Source organism: Streptomyces sp. NPDC091412, from assembly GCF_044756885.1.
GTDB lineage: Bacteria > Actinomycetota > Actinomycetes > Streptomycetales > Streptomycetaceae > Streptomyces.
The window spans coordinates 483,340-501,593 of sequence record NZ_JBIVTV010000002.1 but is presented as its reverse complement, the minus strand read 5'-3'; the positions used below and the strand labels follow the sequence as shown (position 1 = coordinate 501,593).

Here is an 18,254-nt window from a genome sequence, read left to right as displayed (position 1 = left end):
TGGCGGGCAAGTTCCTCCGGCGCGTGCACCGGCACGGTGCGGTGGGCCGGTTGGACGTCTGCGGCGGGCTTTGGCAATATTCGCCGCCACGCCTTGCCGGAGTGATCCAATTGCGCCCAAAACAGGCGGCTGACCTGCGTCGCCGCGTCGATTCCCGGACGGTTGCCACCCTTTCGCAGGGCTTGTGAAGGGCTCGTGCAGACTGGCCGGATGCGCACTGAGGTTGTTTCGGAGCCCGGCCGTCCCGACTGCCCCAACGAGGACTTCGCGAGTATCGGACTACCCGCGTCTGGACAGGGTGGTTGCCTTGTCGTCCTGGACGGGGTGACACCACCGCGGACCGGCACGGGGTGTTCGCATTCGGTCTCCTGGTTCACCGCCCGGCTGGGCGGCGCACTGACCGAACTGACGGTTTCCTGCCTAGATCTGACGCTGCCGGAGATTCTTTCGCGCGCGATCCTCCGTACCGCCGAGTCACACGCTCCGACCTGTGACCTTTCTCACCCGCGTACACCTCAGGCGACCGTCGTCCTGGCCCGCTGGTCGGCGGAGACGGTCGAGTACCTGGTGCTGTCCGACTCGGTCCTGCTGCTGGAGTCCCCCGACGGCTCGGTCACCCCGGTCCTGGACGACCGGCTGGCCCGGCTGCCCCGGGCCTCGCTCGCCACGGACGCGCTCATCGACGCCGTCGTGCGCAACAAGGAGGGCGGCTTCTTCACCGCGGCGGCGGATCCCTCGGTGGCCGCCCGTGCCGTGACGGGCGGCGTGCCGCGCGCCGAGGTCCGCGCGCTGGCCGCGCTGACGGACGGCGCCGCGCGGTGGGTGGAGAAGTTCCACGCGGGCGACTGGGCGCGGTGCCTCGGTCTCGTGCGCGAGGAGGGGGCGGGCTCGCTCGTGGGCCGGGTGCGGGCCCTGGAGTCGGCCGACAAGGAGGAGCGGGCGTATCTGCGCCGCAGCAAGACGCACGACGACGCGACGGTGGTGTTCGTGGAATCGTGAGCGGCCGGGGCCGCGGGCCGGCTACTTCTCCGTGACTTCGTTCAACTCGTGCAGCAGCCGGGCTAGTTCGGCCACCTCGCGGCGGTCCCAGTGGGCGAGCTGGCTGACGTAGCGGGCGCGGCGGGCCTCGCGCACCTGGCCGACCCGGCGGCGGCCGTCGTCGGTGAGGGCCACCAGCCAGGCCCGGCCGTCGGCGGGGTCCGGTTCCCGGGCGACCAGGCCGAGTTCCTCCAGGGCGTGCAGCTGGCGTGACATGGTCGCCTTGCCGACGCCGATGTAGCCGGCCAGCTCCGTGGCGCGCTGGCGGCCGCACTCCTCCAGGCGGACCAGCAGTCCGTAGGCGGCGGGCTCCAGGTGGGGGTGGACCTCGCGGGCCATCTCGCCCTGGTTGGCCCGTGCACGCCGCAGCAGCACCGTCAGTTCCCGTTCGAGGGACAGGAACTCCCGGTCCGCACCGCTCGGTGCCGCGCCGGACGCGACCTCACGTCCGCCGCCGTTCGCGTCTTCGTGCACGTCAGCCCCTGCCTGAAGGTTTCCCGTTCCTGAAAGTTTCCGCCAGTCGGCGCCATCACCGCAGCTCCGCCAGTATTTCGCAGGCGTAGACCATCGGCAGACTCCGGGCCCCCTTCCCAGGCGCCGGTCTACGTGCGTAGCTTCTTTGCCAGGCAATTACCGGCATGCTCACGCCACTGCTGTCGCCCGCGGTCGCGGGCCGGCGTGGCCCTGCTCGTCAGCGCGACCGGGACATGCCCGTGACCGGGACATGCCCGTATCCCCCCACCGAGCACCACCGAGCCTCGGAGGCACGTCATGTCCGTGCACAGATCCGGAACGGCCCGCGTACGGCGACTCACCGCCGCGGGAATCCTGCTCGCCGCATTCTCCCTGCTCCTCACCCTCCCCTCCGCCGCCGCCACCGTGCCCGCGCGCGGCTCCGCCTCCATGGGCATGGGCGTCGTGCCGCACGACGGCCGGGGCGGAACGCCGGCCGGCGGGGACGCCACCCAGACCGAGGGCGTCGACGTGGCCAGTTACCAGGGCAACGTCGCCTGGTCCACGCTGTGGAGCAGCGGCGTCAAGTGGGCGTACACGAAGGCCAGCGAGGGGACGTACTACACGAATCCCTACTTCGCCCAGCAGTACAACGGCTCGTACAACGTCGGCATGATCCGCGGCGCGTACCACTTCGCCACCCCGGACACCACCAGCGGCGCCGTCCAGGCCAACTACTTCGTCGACCACGGCGGCGGCTGGTCCCGCGACGGCAAGACCCTGCCGGGCGTCCTCGACATCGAGTGGAACCCGTACGGGGCCTCCTGCTACGGCAAGACGGCGAGCGCCATGGTCGGCTGGATCGCCGACTTCCTGAACACCTACAAGGCCCGCACGGGCCGGGACGCCGTGATCTACACGGCCACGAGCTGGTGGACCGAGTGCACCGGCAACTACGGCGGCTTCGCCGCCAACAACCCGCTGTGGATCGCCCGTTACGCCTCCGACCCGGGCACCCTGCCGGCCGGCTGGGGCTACTACACCATGTGGCAGTACACGTCGTCCGGCCCGACGGTCGGCGACCACAACAAGTTCAACGGCGCACTCGACCGCGTACAGGCACTCGCCAACGGCTAGTGCGGTGACCGGAAAGGTTCACCGGCTCGCGGCGCCCGGCGCGGCACTCCCCCAGCCTTCGGCCGGGGGTACCCCCACGCCGCGTTGTCGCATCACCCGAGTACATCCCGTACGCGGGCAATGCTCCGCCTTGCGATGCACCCCCACTGCCCGAAGGGCGTGGGAGGTGCCCCCAGCACCGGACGCCGCGAGCTTCCCGGCAAACCTTCCCGGCCACAGCACCAGCCCCACCACCACTCCCCGGTCGCGGGCAGGGGGTCGCCCCCGACCGGGGCCCGGGGCGCGCCCGGCGCAGACGCGGCGGCCCGCACCGGGCGCGCCCCGGAACACACGAAACCCCCGCCGCCCCGGGGCTCACGGGCTCGACCGGCCCCCCTTGAGGGGACGGCGCTTCGGTCAGGAGTACCGGGGCGTGACGGTCCAGCCGGAGAACCCGCAGGGGCCATACGGCCGGGAACCCCGGGCACGGCCACACGGCCAGAGACTCGCCGTGCTCGCCGGCGGGTCACCCACGCCGGTCGTGACGGCCTGCCGTCAGGCGAGGGCGGCCGGCGGGCCGAGGTGGGCCGTACTCGCGGAACGGGCGTGGGGGGGGGGGGGGGGGGGGGGGCCCCCCCCCCCCCCCCCCACGCCCCGATGCACCGCTCACCGCGCGGCAGCGCTAGGCGGCGGCCGGGACCTCCGGTGACGCACCGTTCGTCGCGGGGGTGAGGGCCAGTTCCAGGACCTGGCGGACGTCGGTGACGGCGTGGACGTCGAGCTTGTCCAGCACCTCCGCCGGGACGTCGTCCAGATCGGGCTCGTTCCGCTTGGGGATGACCACCGTCGTCACACCCGCGCGATGGGCGGCGAGCAGCTTCTGCTTGACGCCGCCGATGGGCAGGACACGCCCGGTCAGCGAGACCTCGCCGGTCATCGCCACGTCCGTGCGGACCAGGCGACCGGACAGCAGCGAGGCGAGCGCGGTCGTCATCGTGATGCCCGCGCTCGGACCGTCCTTCGGCACCGCGCCCGCCGGGAAGTGGATGTGCACACCCCGGTCCTTCAGGTCACCCACGGGCAGTTCCAGTTCGGCGCCGTGGCTGCGCAGGAAGCTCAGCGCGATCTGCGCGGACTCCTTCATCACATCGCCCAGCTGACCGGTCAGGGTCAGCCCGGCCGCGCCCGTCTCCGGGTCCGCCAGGGACGCCTCGACGAAGAGGACGTCGCCGCCGGCCCCGGTGACCGCGAGGCCCGTCGCCACGCCCGGCACGGACGTACGCCGCTCGGCCGGGTCCTGGGCGGACTCCGGAACGTGGTGCGGGCGGCCGATCAGCCCCCGCAGTTCACCGTCCGTGACGGTGAACGGCAGCTCCCGCTCCGCCAGTTCGTGCTGCGCCGCGATCTTGCGCAGCAGCCGTGCGAGGGACCGCTCCAGGGTGCGCACGCCCGCCTCGCGCGTGTACTCGCCGGCGAGCCTGCGCAGCGCCCCCTCCTCGATCGTCACCTCGTCGCCGCGCAGGCCGGCCCGCTCCAGCTGGCGCGGAAGCAGGTGGTCGCGCGCGATGACGACCTTCTCGTCCTCGGTGTAGCCGTCCAGGCGCACGATCTCCATGCGGTCGGCCAGCGCCTCCGGGATCGCCTCCAGGACGTTGGCCGTGGCCAGGAAGACGACGTCGGACAGGTCCAGCTCCACCTCCAGGTAGTGGTCCCGGAACGTGTGGTTCTGCGCCGGGTCCAGGACTTCGAGCAGGGCCGCGGCCGGGTCGCCGCGGAAGTCGGAGCCCACCTTGTCGATCTCGTCCAGCAGGACCACCGGGTTCATCGACCCGGCCTCCTTGACGGCGCGCACGATCCGCCCCGGCAGCGCACCGACGTACGTACGCCGGTGGCCGCGGATCTCGGCCTCGTCGCGGACGCCGCCCAGGGCGACGCGCACGAACTTCCGTCCCATCGCGTGGGCCACGGACTCGCCGAGGCTGGTCTTTCCCACACCGGGCGGCCCGACGAGCGCGAGCACGGCACCGCCGCGCCGCCCGCCGATCACACCCAGGCCCCGGTCGCCGCGCCTCTTGCGCACCGCCAGGTACTCGGTGATCCGCTCCTTCACGTCCTCCAGGCCCGCGTGCTCGGCGTCCAGGACCGCCTTGGCGCCCTGGATGTCGTAGGCGGAAGCACTGTCATCGGTTCGCTCGTTCCACGGCATCTCGAGGATCGTGTCGAGCCAGGTGCGGATCCAGGAGCCCTCGGGAGAGGCGTCGGAGGCGCGCTCCAGCTTGTCGACCTCCTTGAGCGCGGCCTCCCGGACCTTCTCGGGCAGGTCGGCGGCCTCGACGCGGGCGCGGTAGTCGTCGGACTCCTCGCCGTCGCTCTCGCCGTTCAGCTCGCGCAGCTCCTTGCGGACGGCCTCCAGCTGGCGCCGCAGCAGGAATTCGCGCTGCTGCTTGTCGACGCCCTCCTGGACGTCCTTGGCGATGGACTCCGCCACGTCCTGCTCGGCGAGGTGGTCGCGCAACTGCTGCGTGGCGAGCTTGAGCCGGGCCACCGGGTCGGCGGTCTCCAGCAGCTCGACCTTCTGCTCGGTGGTCAGGAAGGGCGAGTAGCCGGAGTTGTCGGCGAGCGCGGAGACGTCGTCGATGGCCTGCACGCGGTCGACCACCTGCCAGGCGCCGCGCTTGCGCAGCCAGGCCGTGGCGAGCGCCTTGTACTCCTTCACCAGCTCGGCGACCTGGCCGGGCAGAGGTTCGGGCAGGTTCTCCTCGATCCGGGTCCCCTCGACCCACAGCGCCGCGCCAGGACCGGTGGTCCCGGCACCGATCCGCACACGACCGCGGCCACGGATGAGCGCGCCCGGATCACCGTCGGCCAGCCGGCCCACCTGCTCGACCGTGCCCAGCACACCGGTTCTGGCGTACGTCCCCTCGACCCTCGGCACCAACAGCACCCTGGGCTTGCCGGGCTCGTCCCGCGCGGCGGCCTGCGCGGCCTCCACCGCGGCCCGTACCTCGGCGTCGCTCAGGTCCAGCGGAACCACCATTCCGGGCAGCACGACCTCGTCGTCGAGTGGCAACACGGGCAGGGTGAGCGGTGTGAAGGCAGTGGACTCAGCAGCCATGATCTCCCCTTCGGCAGTCAAGTTGAGCTATGCCGACTCAATGCACGACGCCGGTGGATTGTTCCCTGTCATCTGTTCGCTCTGAGCGATCGGACATCCACAACCAGCACACAAGGAGAAAGGAAGAAGAAAGAAAGGAGAGAGGAGAGAGATGGAGAGGAGAGAGATGGGAGGGAGAAGGCGGAGAAGGGAGAAGGAGGAGTGGGACAGGGAGGAACAGGGAGGGACGGGGGGCAGGGAGCCGTAAGAGGCTCAGCCCGTCCCGGGCGCGGCACCCGCCTCCGCGAGGCGCGCCCGCCGCCAGCGCCGCATCACCGGCCACGTCGCCACACCGAGCCCCACCGCGATCAGATGGCCGCAGCTCGTCATCGGATCGTCGAACGCGGCCAGGTCCTGGACCAGCATGCCCACGAACACGGTGAGCAGGGGCCAGCGCAGCCAGGGCGTGAGCAGGCCGGCCAGGGCGCCGAGACTGGCCGCGACACCGAAGCTGATGCCGTAGTCGAGGCGGTGCGCCGCACTGTCCGGCAGACGGCCCGTGAGCACCGCGAGCCCGATGGGGACCTCGGTGGCGAGGGTGGCCAGCACGTGCCCGAACAGGAACACACCGGCGGTGCGCAGACCGCCTATCCGGCGTTCCAGCGCGGTGAGCACCAGCAGGAAGCACAGGGAGTACGCCGACACGATGCCGCCCGCGATCCACAGCGCGCTGGCCGGCAGCACCAGCAGGGGCGCCCGCACCAGGTGGGCGACATCCGTGCTGGAGCTCTGGCGCAGGGCGTCCACCACCGCGGGATCGGCGTACCGGGCGACGAGCGAGGTGACGGCGAGCAGGGCCGCGTACCCGAAGGTGAAGGGGGTGCCTGCGGGGGTGGGCAGCAGCCGCCAGGGGCGCGGACCGCGCAGCCCCCGGAGTCCCGCGGCAGGCCGCGCCGGGCGCGCCGGTTCCGCGCGCACGCCTCCCGGGACAGTGCCACGCGCCCGCTGCTGCGGCATCCCGGCCGGCGCCCGCGGCACCTCCACCGGAACGCCGGCCACGACCGCGCCCCTGTCCGCGCCGTCGTCCACCACGGCGTCCGGAGGCAGGGGCCCACCCGAAGGTGCCGGCGGGCCCGAGAGGCCGGCCGTCGCGGTCCGTTCCACGGTGCGGCACTCCTTCCGTCGCGCCCCACACTTCGCATCCCGGGCGCCCCTGTCCATGACTGGCGCCACCCACGCGACAATTCTCAGCAACCTATTAGGTTCCCGGCCACCCCAGCTACCCCAACTACCCCAGCGACCCTGGCGCCCCCGGCCGACGATCACGGCCCGCGGCGCGCTCGCACACGGGTGTCACCCCTAATTCATGTGGCCGTACGGGTCCGTTGGGGCAGGATGACCCCATGACCGGCTCGTACGACGCCCCCGAGGTGCTGGACCGCCGCGAGGGCCCCCACGGCGAGGTCGTGCTGCGCCGGCACGGGGCGCTGCTGCAGATCATCGCCAACGGCTGCTTCCTGATGGACACCTCCGACGGGCGCTCCGAGCGCCTCCTGGTCGACGCGGCGCTCGCCGCGCTGCCGGACCGGCGGGCACCGAGCGTGCTGATCGGCGGCCTCGGCGTCGGCTTCTCACTCGCGCACGCCGCGGCGGACCCGCACTGGGGCCGGATCACCGTTGTCGAACGCGAACGCGCGATCATCGACTGGCACCGCGGCGGCCCCCTCGCCGAGCTGACCGCCGGCGCGCTGGCCGACCCGCGCACCGAGGTCGTCGAGGGAGACATGATCGCCTACGTCAATGAGACATCCGACACGTTCGACGCGTTGTGCCTGGACATCGACAACGGCCCCGACTGGACGGTCACCGAGGACAACCAGGAGCTGTACGGACAGGCCGGACTGGCAAGCTGCGCAAGGGTGTTGAAGCCGGGCGGGGTACTCGCCGTATGGTCCGCGAAGCCATCTGCGGAATTTGAAGGAACCTTGCGGAATGTCGGATTCCGACAGGTGCGCACCGAAGAGGTCCCCGTTGCCCGGGGCGTTCCGGACGTCGTGCACCTCGCGGTCCGACCTGGATAGCAAAGGCGTGGGGAGTCCCCGTACGCTGCTCCCTTGGCGCCGATCATTCAAGCGTCAATCGCAACTACGCGCAGTCAAGGAATCACCCCACGGATTCCGGAAAGCACACTCAGGGGCGGGCGATGGAGCAGACACACACCGCGCACAACGGCACGACGGCCACCCCGGGCGCCCAGCGCCGGGTCCTGGTGGTCGAGGACGACCAGACGATCATGGATGCCATCGCCACCCGTCTGCGCGCCGAGGGATTCCTCGTGCAGACCGCGGGCGACGGCCCGGCCGCCGTCGACACCGCCGAGGCCTGGCAGCCCGACCTGCTGATCCTCGACATCATGCTGCCCGGCTTCGACGGCCTGGAGGTCTGCCGCCGCGTGCAGGCCCAGCGCCCGGTGCCGGTGCTGATGCTCACCGCGCGGGACGACGAGACCGACATGCTGGTCGGCCTCGGGGTCGGTGCCGACGACTACATGACCAAGCCGTTCTCGATGCGGGAGCTGGCCGCACGCGTGCACGTGCTGCTGCGCCGCATGGAGCGGGCCGCGCTGGCCGCGACGACGCCGCGCAGCGGCATCCTGCGTCTGGGCGAACTCGAGATCGACCACGCACAGCGTCGGGTGCGCGTGCGCGGCGAGGACGTCCACCTCACCCCGACGGAGTTCGACCTGCTGGTGTGCCTGGCGAACACCCCGCGCGCGGTGCTCTCGCGCGAGCAGCTGCTGGCCGAGGTGTGGGACTGGGCGGACGCCTCCGGCACCCGGACCGTGGACAGCCACATCAAGGCGCTGCGCCGGAAGATCGGCGCCGAGCGGATCCGCACAGTGCACGGCGTGGGCTACGCGCTGGAGACACCGACACCGTGAGCGACGGGCCGGCCGCACGGAGGGACCAGGGCGAGCCCTGGGGTGGCGTTCGCCCGTTCTCGATCAAGACCAAGCTGGGCGCGCTGGTCGTCATATCGGTGCTGATCACCACCGGTCTGCTGATGATCGCGGTGCGCACGGCGACCGAGCTGCGCTTCATCACGGTCTTCTCGATGATCGCCACGCTGCTCATCACGCAGTTCGTGGCGCACTCGCTCACCGCGCCGCTGGACGAGATGAACACGGTGGCCCGCTCCATCTCGCACGGCGACTACACGCGCCGGGTGCGCGAGAGCCGCCGGGACGAGCTGGGCGACCTGGCCCAGACGATCAACCGCATGGCCGACGAGCTGGCGGCGCAGGACCGCCAGCGCAAGGAGCTGGTGGCGAACGTCTCGCACGAGCTGCGCACGCCCATCGCGGGCCTGCGCGCGGTGCTGGAGAACATCGTCGACGGGGTCACCGAGGCCGATCCCGAGACCATGCGCACGGCGCTGAAGCAGACCGAGCGGCTCGGCCGGCTGGTGGAGACGCTGCTGGACCTGTCCCGCCTGGACAACGGCGTGGTGCCGCTGAAACTGCGCCGCTTCGAGGTGTGGCCCTACCTGTCGGGTGTGCTGAAGGAGGCCAACATGGTCGCCTCGGCCCGCGCGGGCATCGCCTCCGACTCCGGCAGCCACTCCCGTACGGACGTCCATCTGCACCTGGACGTCTTTCCGCCCGATCTGACCGCGCACGCCGACCCCGAGCGCATCCACCAGGTGGTCGCCAACCTGATCGACAACGCGGTCAAGCACAGCCCGCCGCACGGGCGCGTGACGGTGAAGGCGCGGCGCGGCCCGCAGCCGCAGTCGCTGGAGCTGGAGGTCCTGGACGAGGGGCCCGGCATCCCGCGCTCGGAGTGGCACCGCGTCTTCGAGCGTTTCAACCGGGGCGCGGTGAACCGGCCGCACGGCCCGGGCAGCGACGGCGGCACCGGACTCGGCCTGGCGATCGCCCGCTGGGCGGTGGATCTGCACGGTGGCCGTATCGGGGTGGCCGAATCCGAGCGGGGCTGCCGGATCCTCGTCACTCTTCCGGGCCTGCCCTCTTTGCCAAGTTGACGTAAAGTTCGATCACGAACCCCAAGATCCACGAGCATCCGCGCAGGCGGACACGTGTGATCAGGACGGGGCCTGCATCCCACAGGGGTCAGGCCCGGGTCCCCCCTTCCCTGGCGCAGCGGAACTACGCTTGTTTCCCGCCATTTCAACCCCCGAAACCCGGGTTTTGATGTGACTTACATGACGAAGGAGTGGCCCGACCTGACCTTCCCCCTCTCGGGGGCGTAGCCTTTATTCCCGCTGTCCATCATTCTTGTGAAGCGGAAGAGGGCGGTTGCCGCCGTGTCGCCACAGTCCCCCAGTAACTCGAGCATCTCGACCGACACCGACCAAGCCGGGAAGAACCCCGCGGCCGCGTTCGGTGCCAACGAGTGGCTCGTCGACGAGATCTATCAGCAGTACCTCCAGGACCCGAACTCCGTAGACCGCGCCTGGTGGGACTTCTTCGCCGACTACAGGCCGGGGGCTGCCGCCCCGCAGGCCCCGGCGGGTACCGCGGCCGCGGGGGCCGCGGAGACCACCACCACGGCTCCGGCCGCCCCGGCCCGGCCCGCTCCCCAGGCCGCCGCCGCGCCCGCCGCTCCCGCGCAGGCCCCGGCCGCGCAGGCCCCGGCCGCGCCGCGGCCCGCGGCAGCCGCTCCGGCTCCCGCGAAGCCCGTGGCTCAGGCCCCGGCGCCGGCGAAGCCCGCCGCCAAGGCCGCGCCCGCCGCCGAGGCACCGGCGGGTCCGGAGTTCGTCACGCTGCGTGGTCCCTCCGCCGCGGTCGCGAAGAACATGAACGCCTCGCTGGAACTGCCCACGGCCACGTCCGTGCGCGCCGTCCCGGTGAAGCTGCTGTTCGACAACCGCATCGTCATCAACAACCACCTCAAGCGGGCCCGCGGCGGGAAGATCTCCTTCACGCACATCATCGGCTACGCGATGGTCCAGGCCATCAAGCAGATGCCGTCGATGAACTGGTCCTTCGCCGAGAAGGACGGCAAGCCCACCCTGGTCAAGCCGGACCACGTCAACCTCGGCCTGGCCATCGACCTGGTCAAGCCCAACGGCGACCGCCAGCTCGTCGTGGCCGCCATCAAGAAGGCCGAGACGCTGAACTTCTTCGAGTTCTGGCAGGCCTACGAGGACATCGTCCGTCGCGCCCGCGACAACAAGCTGACGATGGACGACTTCACCGGCGTCACCGTCTCCCTCACCAACCCCGGCGGTCTCGGCACGGTCCACTCCGTGCCGCGCCTGATGCCCGGCCAGTCGGTGATCATGGGCGTCGGCTCCATGGACTACCCGGCGGAGTTCCAGGGCACCTCCCAGGACACCCTGAACAAGCTCGGCATCTCCAAGGTCATGACGCTCACGTCGACCTACGACCACCGGGTGATCCAGGGCGCCGCCTCCGGCGAGTTCCTGCGCGCCGTCGCCAACCTGCTGCTCGGCGAGCGCGACTTCTACGACGACATCTTCAAGTCGCTGCGCATCCCCTACGAGCCGGTCCGCTGGCTCAAGGACATCGACGCCTCGCACGACGACGACGTCACGAAGGCCGCCCGCGTCTTCGAGCTGATCCACTCCTACCGGGTCCGCGGTCACGTCATGGCCGACACCGACCCGCTGGAGTACCAGCAGCGCAAGCACCCCGACCTGGACATCACCGAGCACGGGCTCACCCTGTGGGACCTGGAGCGCGACTTCGCGGTCGGCGGCTTCGCCGGCAAGACGCTGATGAAGCTGCGCGACATCCTCGGTGTCCTGCGCGACTCGTACTGCCGCACGGTCGGCATCGAGTTCATGCACATCCAGGACCCCAGGCAGCGCAAGTGGATCCAGGACCGCGTCGAGCGCCCGCACTCCAAGCCGGAGCGCGAGGAGCAGCTGCGCATCCTGCGCCGGCTGAACGCGGCCGAGGCCTTCGAGACCTTCCTGCAGACGAAGTACGTCGGCCAGAAGCGGTTCTCCCTGGAGGGCGGCGAGTCCGTCATCCCGCTGCTGGACGCGGTCATCGACTCGGCGGCCGAGTCCCGCCTGGACGAGGTCGTCATCGGCATGGCCCACCGCGGCCGCCTCAACGTCCTGGCCAACATCGTCGGCAAGTCGTACGCGCAGATCTTCCGCGAGTTCGAGGGCAACCTCGACCCGAAGTCGATGCACGGCTCCGGCGACGTGAAGTACCACCTGGGCGCCGAGGGCACCTTCACCGGCCTGGACGGCGAGCAGATCAACGTCTCGCTGGTGGCCAACCCCTCCCACCTGGAGGCGGTGGACCCGGTCCTGGAGGGCGTCTCCCGCGCCAAGCAGGACATCATCAACAAGGGCGGCACGGACTTCACGGTCCTGCCGGTGGCCATCCACGGCGACGCGGCCTTCGCGGGCCAGGGCGTGGTGGCCGAGACCCTGAACATGTCGCAGCTGCGCGGCTACCGCACCGGCGGCACGGTCCACATCGTCATCAACAACCAGGTCGGCTTCACGGCCGCCCCGGAGTCCTCGCGTTCCTCCATGTACGCGACGGACGTGGCGAGGATGATCGAGGCCCCGATCTTCCACGTGAACGGCGACGACCCGGAGGCCGTGGTCCGCGTGGCGCGGCTGGCCTTCGAGTTCCGCCAGGCGTTCAACAAGGACGTGGTGATCGACCTCATCTGCTACCGCCGCCGCGGTCACAACGAGTCGGACAACCCGGCCTTCACCCAGCCGCTGATGTACGACCTGATCGACAAGAAGCGCTCGGTGCGCAAGCTCTACACCGAGTCGCTGATCGGCCGGGGCGACATCACCCTGGAAGAGGCCGAGCAGGCGCTCCAGGACTACCAGGGCCAGCTGGAGAAGGTCTTCACCGAGGTCCGCGAGGCCACCTCCCAGCCGGCCTCCGCGGACGTCCAGGCGCCGCAGGACGGCTTCCCGGTCGCGGTGTCCACGGCCGTCTCCGCCGAGGCCGTCAAGCGCATCGCCGAGTCGCAGGTCAACATCCCCGACCACATCACCGTCCACCCGCGTCTGCTGCCGCAGCTGCAGCGCCGGGCGGCGATGGTCGAGGACGGGACGATCGACTGGGGCATGGGCGAGACCCTCGCCATCGGCTCGCTGCTCCTGGAGGGCGTCCCGGTCCGGCTGTCCGGCCAGGACTCCCGCCGCGGCACCTTCGGCCAGCGGCACGCGGTGATCATCGACCGTGAGACGGGCGAGGACTTCACCCCGCTGCTGTACCTGTCCGAGGACCAGGCCCGGTACAACGTCTACGACTCCCTGCTGTCCGAGTACGCGGCGATGGGCTTCGAGTACGGCTACTCGCTGGCCCGCCCGGACGCGCTGGTGATGTGGGAGGCCCAGTTCGGCGACTTCACCAACGGCGCCCAGACGGTGGTGGACGAGTTCATCTCCTCCGCCGAGCAGAAGTGGGGCCAGACCTCCGGCGTCACCCTGCTCCTGCCGCACGGCTACGAGGGCCAGGGCCCGGACCACTCCTCCGCCCGCCCGGAGCGGTTCCTCCAGCTGTGCGCGCAGAACAACATGACGGTCGCGATGCCGACCCTGCCGTCGAACTACTTCCACCTCCTGCGGTGGCAGGTGCACAACCCGCACCACAAGCCGCTGGTCGTCTTCACCCCGAAGTCGATGCTGCGCCTGAAGGCCGCGGCGTCGAAGGCGGAGGAGTTCACCACGGGTCAGTTCCGTCCGGTCATCGGTGACGAGACGGTGGACCCGGCGGCGGTGAAGAAGGTCGTCTTCACCGCGGGCAAGGTCTACTACGACCTGGACGCCGAGCGCCGCAAGCGGGGCGCGGCGGACGCCGCGGCTGCCGAGACGGCGATCATCCGCCTCGAGCGGCTGTACCCGCTGCCGGGTGCCGAGCTCCAGGCGGAGATCGCCAAGTACCCGAACGCGGAGAAGTACCTGTGGGCCCAGGAGGAGCCGGCGAACCAGGGCGCGTGGCCGTTCATCGCCCTGAACCTCATCGACCACCTGGACCTGGCGGTCGGCGCGGACATCCCGGCCGGCGAGCGCCTGCGCCGCATCTCCCGTCCGCACAGCTCCTCTCCGGCCGTCGGTTCCGCGAAGCGGCACCAGGCGGAGCAGGAGCAGCTGGTGCGCGAGGTGTTCGAGGCGTAACCGCCCCCGCGCGTCGTACCTGACCGGGCCGCACCCCCTGAACGGGGGTGCGGCCCGGTCGTTTCGGCGCACCTATCCTTGACCACATGTACTTCACAGACCGTGGCATCGAAGAGCTGGAGAAGCGGCGGGGCGAGGAGGAAGTCACCTTCGAGTGGCTGGCCGAGCAGCTGCGGACCTTCGTCGACCTGAATCCGGACTTCGAGGTGCCGGTGGAGCGGCTGGCGACCTGGCTGGCCCGGCTGGACGACGAGGACGACGAGTAGAGACCGACGTCCGTTCGGTGCGGGGCGCCCCCCAGGGGGCGCCCTGTTCGCATTTCGGGGGTCTGCCCTTGCCTCACCGGAACGAGTGTCTTGACTTCGCGCGGACGCGATATATCGTGGTTGCAGGCGACGCGATATGGCGTGTCGCGTCCCGTCCGGGGAGGTCTGCACCATGTCCGAGTGGTCCGTCGGTGAGCCCAGGAAGCTCACCTTCGACGAGCCGGTGACCGCACTCAACGTCCGCATCGTGCACGGAACGGTGAACGTCGTGGGTGCCGACGAGGGTCCGGCCCGCCTGGAGGTCTCGGAGATCGAGGGGCCTCCGCTGATCGTCACCCAGCAGGGCGGGACGCTGACGGTGGCGTACGAGGACCTGCCCTGGAAGGGCTTCCTCAAGTGGCTGGACAACAAGGGCTGGCGGCGCAGCGCCGTGGTCTCCGTGGCCGTTCCGGCGAGCGCGCGCGTGGAGCTGGGCGTGGTCGGTGCCGGCGCGATGGTCTCGGGAATCGACGGACGCGCCGAGGTCAAGGGCGTCTCCGGGGACACCACCCTGGTGGGCCTGACAGGCCCGGTGCGCGCGGACACCGTGTCGGGGAACGTGGAGGCGCAGGCCCTCTCCGGTGATCTGCGGTTCAACTCGGTCTCCGGCGACCTGACGGTGGTCGACGGCGCCGGTCCCTCGGTCAGGGCGGACTCGGTGAGCGGGTCGATGGTCGTCGATCTCGACCCGACGGGCGGCCCCACCGACGTCAGCCTGACCAGCGTCTCCGGTGAGATCGCCATCCGGCTCCCCCACCCGGCGGACGCACGGGTGGACGCGAACACCGCGAGCGGGACGGTGTCCAACGCCTTCGAGGACCTCAAGGTCGGCGGCCAGTGGGGCGCCAAGCGGATCACCGGCCGCCTCGGCGCGGGCAACGGCCGGCTGAAGGCGACCACCGTCTCCGGCTCCATCGCGCTGCTGCGGCGCCCGCCCACGGAGGACGGACCGTGGGAGGCGGAGCCGCGAAACGCCCGCCCGGCCGGGGATTCCAGCGGCGGCACCGACGGTGACGCGACCGGCAAGACCGATGGCACGACCGACAGGAAGGTGCTCTGACATGCCTCCCGTCTTCGCCCACGGCCGCCTGCGCCTCTACCTGCTCAAGCTGCTCGACGAGGCCCCGCGCCACGGCTACGAGGTGATCCGGCTGCTGGAGGAGCGCTTCCAGGGCCTGTACGCCCCCTCGGCGGGCACGGTGTATCCGCGGCTGGCCAAGCTGGAGGCCGAGGGCCTGGTCACGCACACCACCGAGGGCGGCCGCAAGGTGTACGCGATCACGGACGCGGGCCGCGCCGAACTGGCCGACCGCAGTGGTGAACTGGCCGACCTGGAGCTGGAGATCCGCGAGTCCGTCGCCGAACTCGCCGCGGAGATCCGCGCCGATGTGCGCGGCGCCGCGGGCGATCTGCGGCGAGAGATGCGCGCGGCGGCGTCCCAGGCCCGGGAGGGCACCGGGGAACACGCAGAGCACGGCGAGCACGGCAAGGCCGACGACAAGGAGGCCTGGCAGGCCGCCAAGGAGGAGATGCGGCGCGTCAAGCAGGAGTGGAAGGAGCAGGCGCGGCGCGCGAAGGAGGAGAGCCGCAGGGCGCGCGACGAGGCCCAGCGGGCCCGGCGGCAGGCCAAGGAGGCTCAGGAGCGGGCGCGGACCCAGGCGCAGGAGGAGTTGCAGCGCATCGCCAAGCGGGTCCAGGAGCAGGTGCAGGACCACTTCAACCGGGGCGACTGGCCCACGGGGGTACGCGAGGGCCTGACCGAACTCGCCAAGGAGTTCGGCGACTTCGGCAAGGACTACGTCGGCCGCGGCACGGCCCGCCCCGAGTACTCCACGACCCCGGAGGACTTCCCGGCCGACTACGAACCGGCCTGGGCGCACGAGGACCTCACCGGCGACCCGGCCCGCGACCTGGACCGCCTCCTGGACCGCTTCCGCGACGACATCCGCGACACGGCCCGGGACAACGGCATCACCGCCGACCAGCTCCGTGAGGCCCGTCGCCATCTGTCCACGGCGGCGGCCCACATCGCCTCGCTCCTGCACCGCCCGAAGGTCTGACGGCCGCCCGCCGGCCCACTCGGGCGGCCACCCCTCGACTCAGCCGGCCGCCCGTGCCTGTCCCCCGCCGTACAGCACGCGGGTCACCGACTCGTGGGTCACGCCGTGGTCGGCGAGGGCCTCGGCGGGCACGCCCGGGCGGACGGTCAGGGCGAGGAGGATGTGCTCGTCGCCGATGTGCCGGTCACGGTGGGCCAGCGCCGAGCGCAGGGCCTTCTCAAGGGTGTCCTTGGCACTCCGGCCGAAGGTGCGGCGGCCCGGCCGGGCATCCTTGCCCTGCCGGTCGCCGGACATCGCCCCGACGCCGTGCGCCTCCTCCACCCGGGAGACGATCTCGGAGACGTCGATACCCAGGCCCGCGAGGGCGTCGGTGTCGGCCCGGGACAGGCCGGCGTGCCGCCGCGCGTCGTGCAGCGCCTGCCGCACGGGCTCCCCGCGCTCGTCGAGCCCCAGCGCCGCCAGCGCGAAGGACCCACGGCTGCCCTCGCGGTCGAGAAGGGCGAGCAGCAGGTGCTCGGCGTCCACGGTCTGCGCTCCCGCGTCCTCGGCGTACTCCACCGCACCCCGCACCACGGCCCGGGCGTCCTTCGTGAACCGTTCGAACATCACTGCCTCCCGTACTTCTTGTGCACGGCCTGCCTGCTCACTCCGAGCTCGGCGGCGATCTCCTGCCACGACCAGCCCTGGTTGCGCGCGCTGCGCACCTGTACCGCCTCCAGCTGCTCGAGCAGCCGGCGCAGCGCGGCGACGGCCCGCAGCCCGACTCGGGGATCGCGGTCGCCTGCGCGCTCGGCGAGATCCGTTGCTTCGGTCATGCCGTCAACCTACATTGACACCGCGAGGGTCGTCAACCATGGTTGACGTATCCAGGGGGTGGAGACATCCGGGGGCCGGAGACGCCCGAGGCGCGGGCAGGCGAACGGCGGGCCCGGAAGACGCCCGGACCCGCCGCTTGGAGAACAGGTGGCGAGAGTCAGGACGTGGTGAGCACGACCTTGCCGAAGTGGCCGCCCGACTCCAGCCGTTCGAAGCCCTCGCGGGCCCGGTCGAGCGGCAGCACCTCGTCGATGACGGGACGGACCCCGGTGGCGGCGCAGAAGGACAGCAGATCCTCCAGTTCGTCCTTGGTGCCCATGGTCGAGCCGACGACCTTCAGCTCCAGGAAGAAGATGCGCGTCAGCTCGGCGTGGGACGGCCGGTCGCCGCTCGTGGCCCCGGAGATGACGATCGTGCCGCCGGGCCGCAGCGACTTGACCGAGTGCGACCAGGTGGCCGCGCCGACGGTCTCGATCACCGCGTCCACCCGCTGCGGCAGCCGCGCCCCCGGCTCCAGCGCCTCCACCGCGCCCAGCTCCACCGCGCGCCTGCGCTTGGCCTCGTCCCGGCTGGTGGCGAACACCCGCAGCCCGGCCGTCTTGCCGAGCACGATCGCGGCCGTGGCGACACCGCCGCCGGCGCCTTGGACGAGTACGGAGTCGCCGGGACGCACGCCGGCGTTGGTGAAGAGCATGCGGTACGCCGTGAGCCAGGCCGTGGGCAGGCAGGCGGCCTCCTCGAAGGAGAGCTCCTTGGGCTTGGGCAGGACGTTCCAGGTCGGCACGGCCACCTGTTCGGCGAAGGTGCCCTGGTAGCGCTCGGTGAGGATGGACCGGGGCTCCCCGGGCCCGACCCCGTGCCCGCTCTGTCCGATCACGGAGTGCAGGACGACCTCGTTGCCGTCCTCGTCGACGCCGGCGGCGTCGCAGCCGAGGATCATGGGGAGCTTGTCCTCGGACAGCCCCACCCCCCTCAGCGACCAGAGGTCGTGGTGGTTCAGTGAGGCGGCCCTGACGTTGACCGTGCTCCAGCCGGGTCGGGTCTCGGGGGCGGGGCGCTCCCCCGACTCCAGGCCGCTCAGCGGCTGGTCGCGGTCGATTCGGGCGGCGTAGACAGCGAACATGACCTTGACCATAGGGGTGCGCCCCGGCCGGCGGAACCACGCGCCTCTGTGACACTCACCCTCTTGCCGGGCAGGAGAGCACCGGGCAGGAGGACAAGAGA

At 71.3% G+C, this 18,254-nt stretch carries 15 protein-coding genes; 9 read left to right on the top strand and 6 right to left on the bottom strand.

Annotation, left to right across the window (positions count from 1 at the left end; all coding sequences use genetic code 11):
• Positions 1 to 210: 210 nt before the first annotated feature.
• A complete protein-coding gene (locus ACIQMV_RS06410) occupies positions 211 to 999 on the top strand; it encodes a protein phosphatase 2C domain-containing protein (RefSeq protein ID WP_402591554.1) in 789 nt (262 codons plus the stop codon).
• 21 nt (positions 1,000 to 1,020) lie between these two features.
• On the opposite strand, the gene ACIQMV_RS06405 is transcribed toward ACIQMV_RS06410, so the two are convergent.
• Positions 1,021 to 1,512, bottom strand: a complete 492-nt coding sequence (locus ACIQMV_RS06405) for a MarR family winged helix-turn-helix transcriptional regulator (protein WP_384171434.1) — start codon at positions 1,510 to 1,512, stop codon at positions 1,021 to 1,023.
• A gap of 297 nt (positions 1,513 to 1,809) precedes the next feature.
• On the opposite strand from ACIQMV_RS06405, the gene ACIQMV_RS06400 reads away from it, so the two are divergent.
• Positions 1,810 to 2,628, top strand: coding sequence for a lysozyme (locus tag ACIQMV_RS06400; protein WP_402591552.1), 819 nt, complete (start codon positions 1,810 to 1,812; stop codon positions 2,626 to 2,628).
• 661 nt (positions 2,629 to 3,289) lie between these two features.
• On the opposite strand, the gene lon is transcribed toward ACIQMV_RS06400, so the two are convergent.
• On the bottom strand, positions 3,290 to 5,722 hold the full coding sequence (gene lon, locus ACIQMV_RS06395; RefSeq protein WP_402591550.1) for an endopeptidase La: 2,433 nt from the start codon (positions 5,720 to 5,722) through the stop codon (positions 3,290 to 3,292).
• A 252-nt stretch (positions 5,723 to 5,974) separates the two neighbouring features.
• Positions 5,975 to 6,865: a rhomboid-like protein gene (locus ACIQMV_RS06390; RefSeq protein WP_402591548.1), complete on the bottom strand. Its 891-nt coding sequence runs from the start codon at positions 6,863 to 6,865 to the stop codon at positions 5,975 to 5,977.
• 239 nt (positions 6,866 to 7,104) lie between these two features.
• On the opposite strand from ACIQMV_RS06390, the gene ACIQMV_RS06385 reads away from it, so the two are divergent.
• From ACIQMV_RS06385 to ACIQMV_RS06355, 7 genes are all read left to right on the top strand, one after another.
• Complete coding sequence (locus ACIQMV_RS06385) at positions 7,105 to 7,782, top strand: spermidine synthase (protein WP_402591546.1); 678 nt, start codon at positions 7,105 to 7,107, stop codon at positions 7,780 to 7,782.
• Between the two features lie 122 nt (positions 7,783 to 7,904).
• On the top strand, positions 7,905 to 8,642 hold the full coding sequence (locus ACIQMV_RS06380; RefSeq protein WP_141358456.1) for a response regulator transcription factor: 738 nt from the start codon (positions 7,905 to 7,907) through the stop codon (positions 8,640 to 8,642).
• Positions 8,639 to 9,745: an ATP-binding protein gene (locus ACIQMV_RS06375; protein ID WP_141358458.1), complete on the top strand. Its 1,107-nt coding sequence runs from the start codon at positions 8,639 to 8,641 to the stop codon at positions 9,743 to 9,745. The genes ACIQMV_RS06380 and ACIQMV_RS06375 overlap by 4 nt, the downstream gene beginning before the upstream one ends.
• A 282-nt stretch (positions 9,746 to 10,027) precedes the next feature.
• Complete coding sequence (locus ACIQMV_RS06370; RefSeq protein ID WP_402591543.1) at positions 10,028 to 13,849, top strand: multifunctional oxoglutarate decarboxylase/oxoglutarate dehydrogenase thiamine pyrophosphate-binding subunit/dihydrolipoyllysine-residue succinyltransferase subunit; 3,822 nt, start codon at positions 10,028 to 10,030, stop codon at positions 13,847 to 13,849.
• Positions 13,850 to 13,935: 86 nt separating this feature from the next.
• Positions 13,936 to 14,115, top strand: a complete 180-nt coding sequence (locus ACIQMV_RS06365; RefSeq protein ID WP_003992906.1) for a DUF6104 family protein — start codon at positions 13,936 to 13,938, stop codon at positions 14,113 to 14,115.
• Positions 14,116 to 14,287: 172 nt separating this feature from the next.
• Complete coding sequence (locus tag ACIQMV_RS06360; protein WP_402591541.1) at positions 14,288 to 15,214, top strand: DUF4097 family beta strand repeat-containing protein; 927 nt, start codon at positions 14,288 to 14,290, stop codon at positions 15,212 to 15,214.
• A gap of 1 nt (position 15,215) precedes the next feature.
• Positions 15,216 to 16,214: a helix-turn-helix transcriptional regulator gene (locus ACIQMV_RS06355; protein ID WP_402591539.1), complete on the top strand. Its 999-nt coding sequence runs from the start codon at positions 15,216 to 15,218 to the stop codon at positions 16,212 to 16,214.
• Between the two features lie 39 nt (positions 16,215 to 16,253).
• On the opposite strand, the gene ACIQMV_RS06350 is transcribed toward ACIQMV_RS06355, so the two are convergent.
• From ACIQMV_RS06350 to ACIQMV_RS06340, 3 genes are all read right to left on the bottom strand, one after another.
• Positions 16,254 to 16,820, bottom strand: coding sequence for a Clp protease N-terminal domain-containing protein (locus tag ACIQMV_RS06350; RefSeq protein WP_402591537.1), 567 nt, complete (start codon positions 16,818 to 16,820; stop codon positions 16,254 to 16,256).
• Complete coding sequence (locus ACIQMV_RS06345; RefSeq protein ID WP_018571396.1) at positions 16,820 to 17,029, bottom strand: helix-turn-helix domain-containing protein; 210 nt, start codon at positions 17,027 to 17,029, stop codon at positions 16,820 to 16,822. The genes ACIQMV_RS06350 and ACIQMV_RS06345 overlap by 1 nt, the downstream gene beginning before the upstream one ends.
• A gap of 158 nt (positions 17,030 to 17,187) precedes the next feature.
• On the bottom strand, positions 17,188 to 18,153 hold the full coding sequence (locus tag ACIQMV_RS06340) for a zinc-binding dehydrogenase (RefSeq protein ID WP_402591536.1): 966 nt from the start codon (positions 18,151 to 18,153) through the stop codon (positions 17,188 to 17,190).
• Positions 18,154 to 18,254 lie beyond the last annotated feature (101 nt).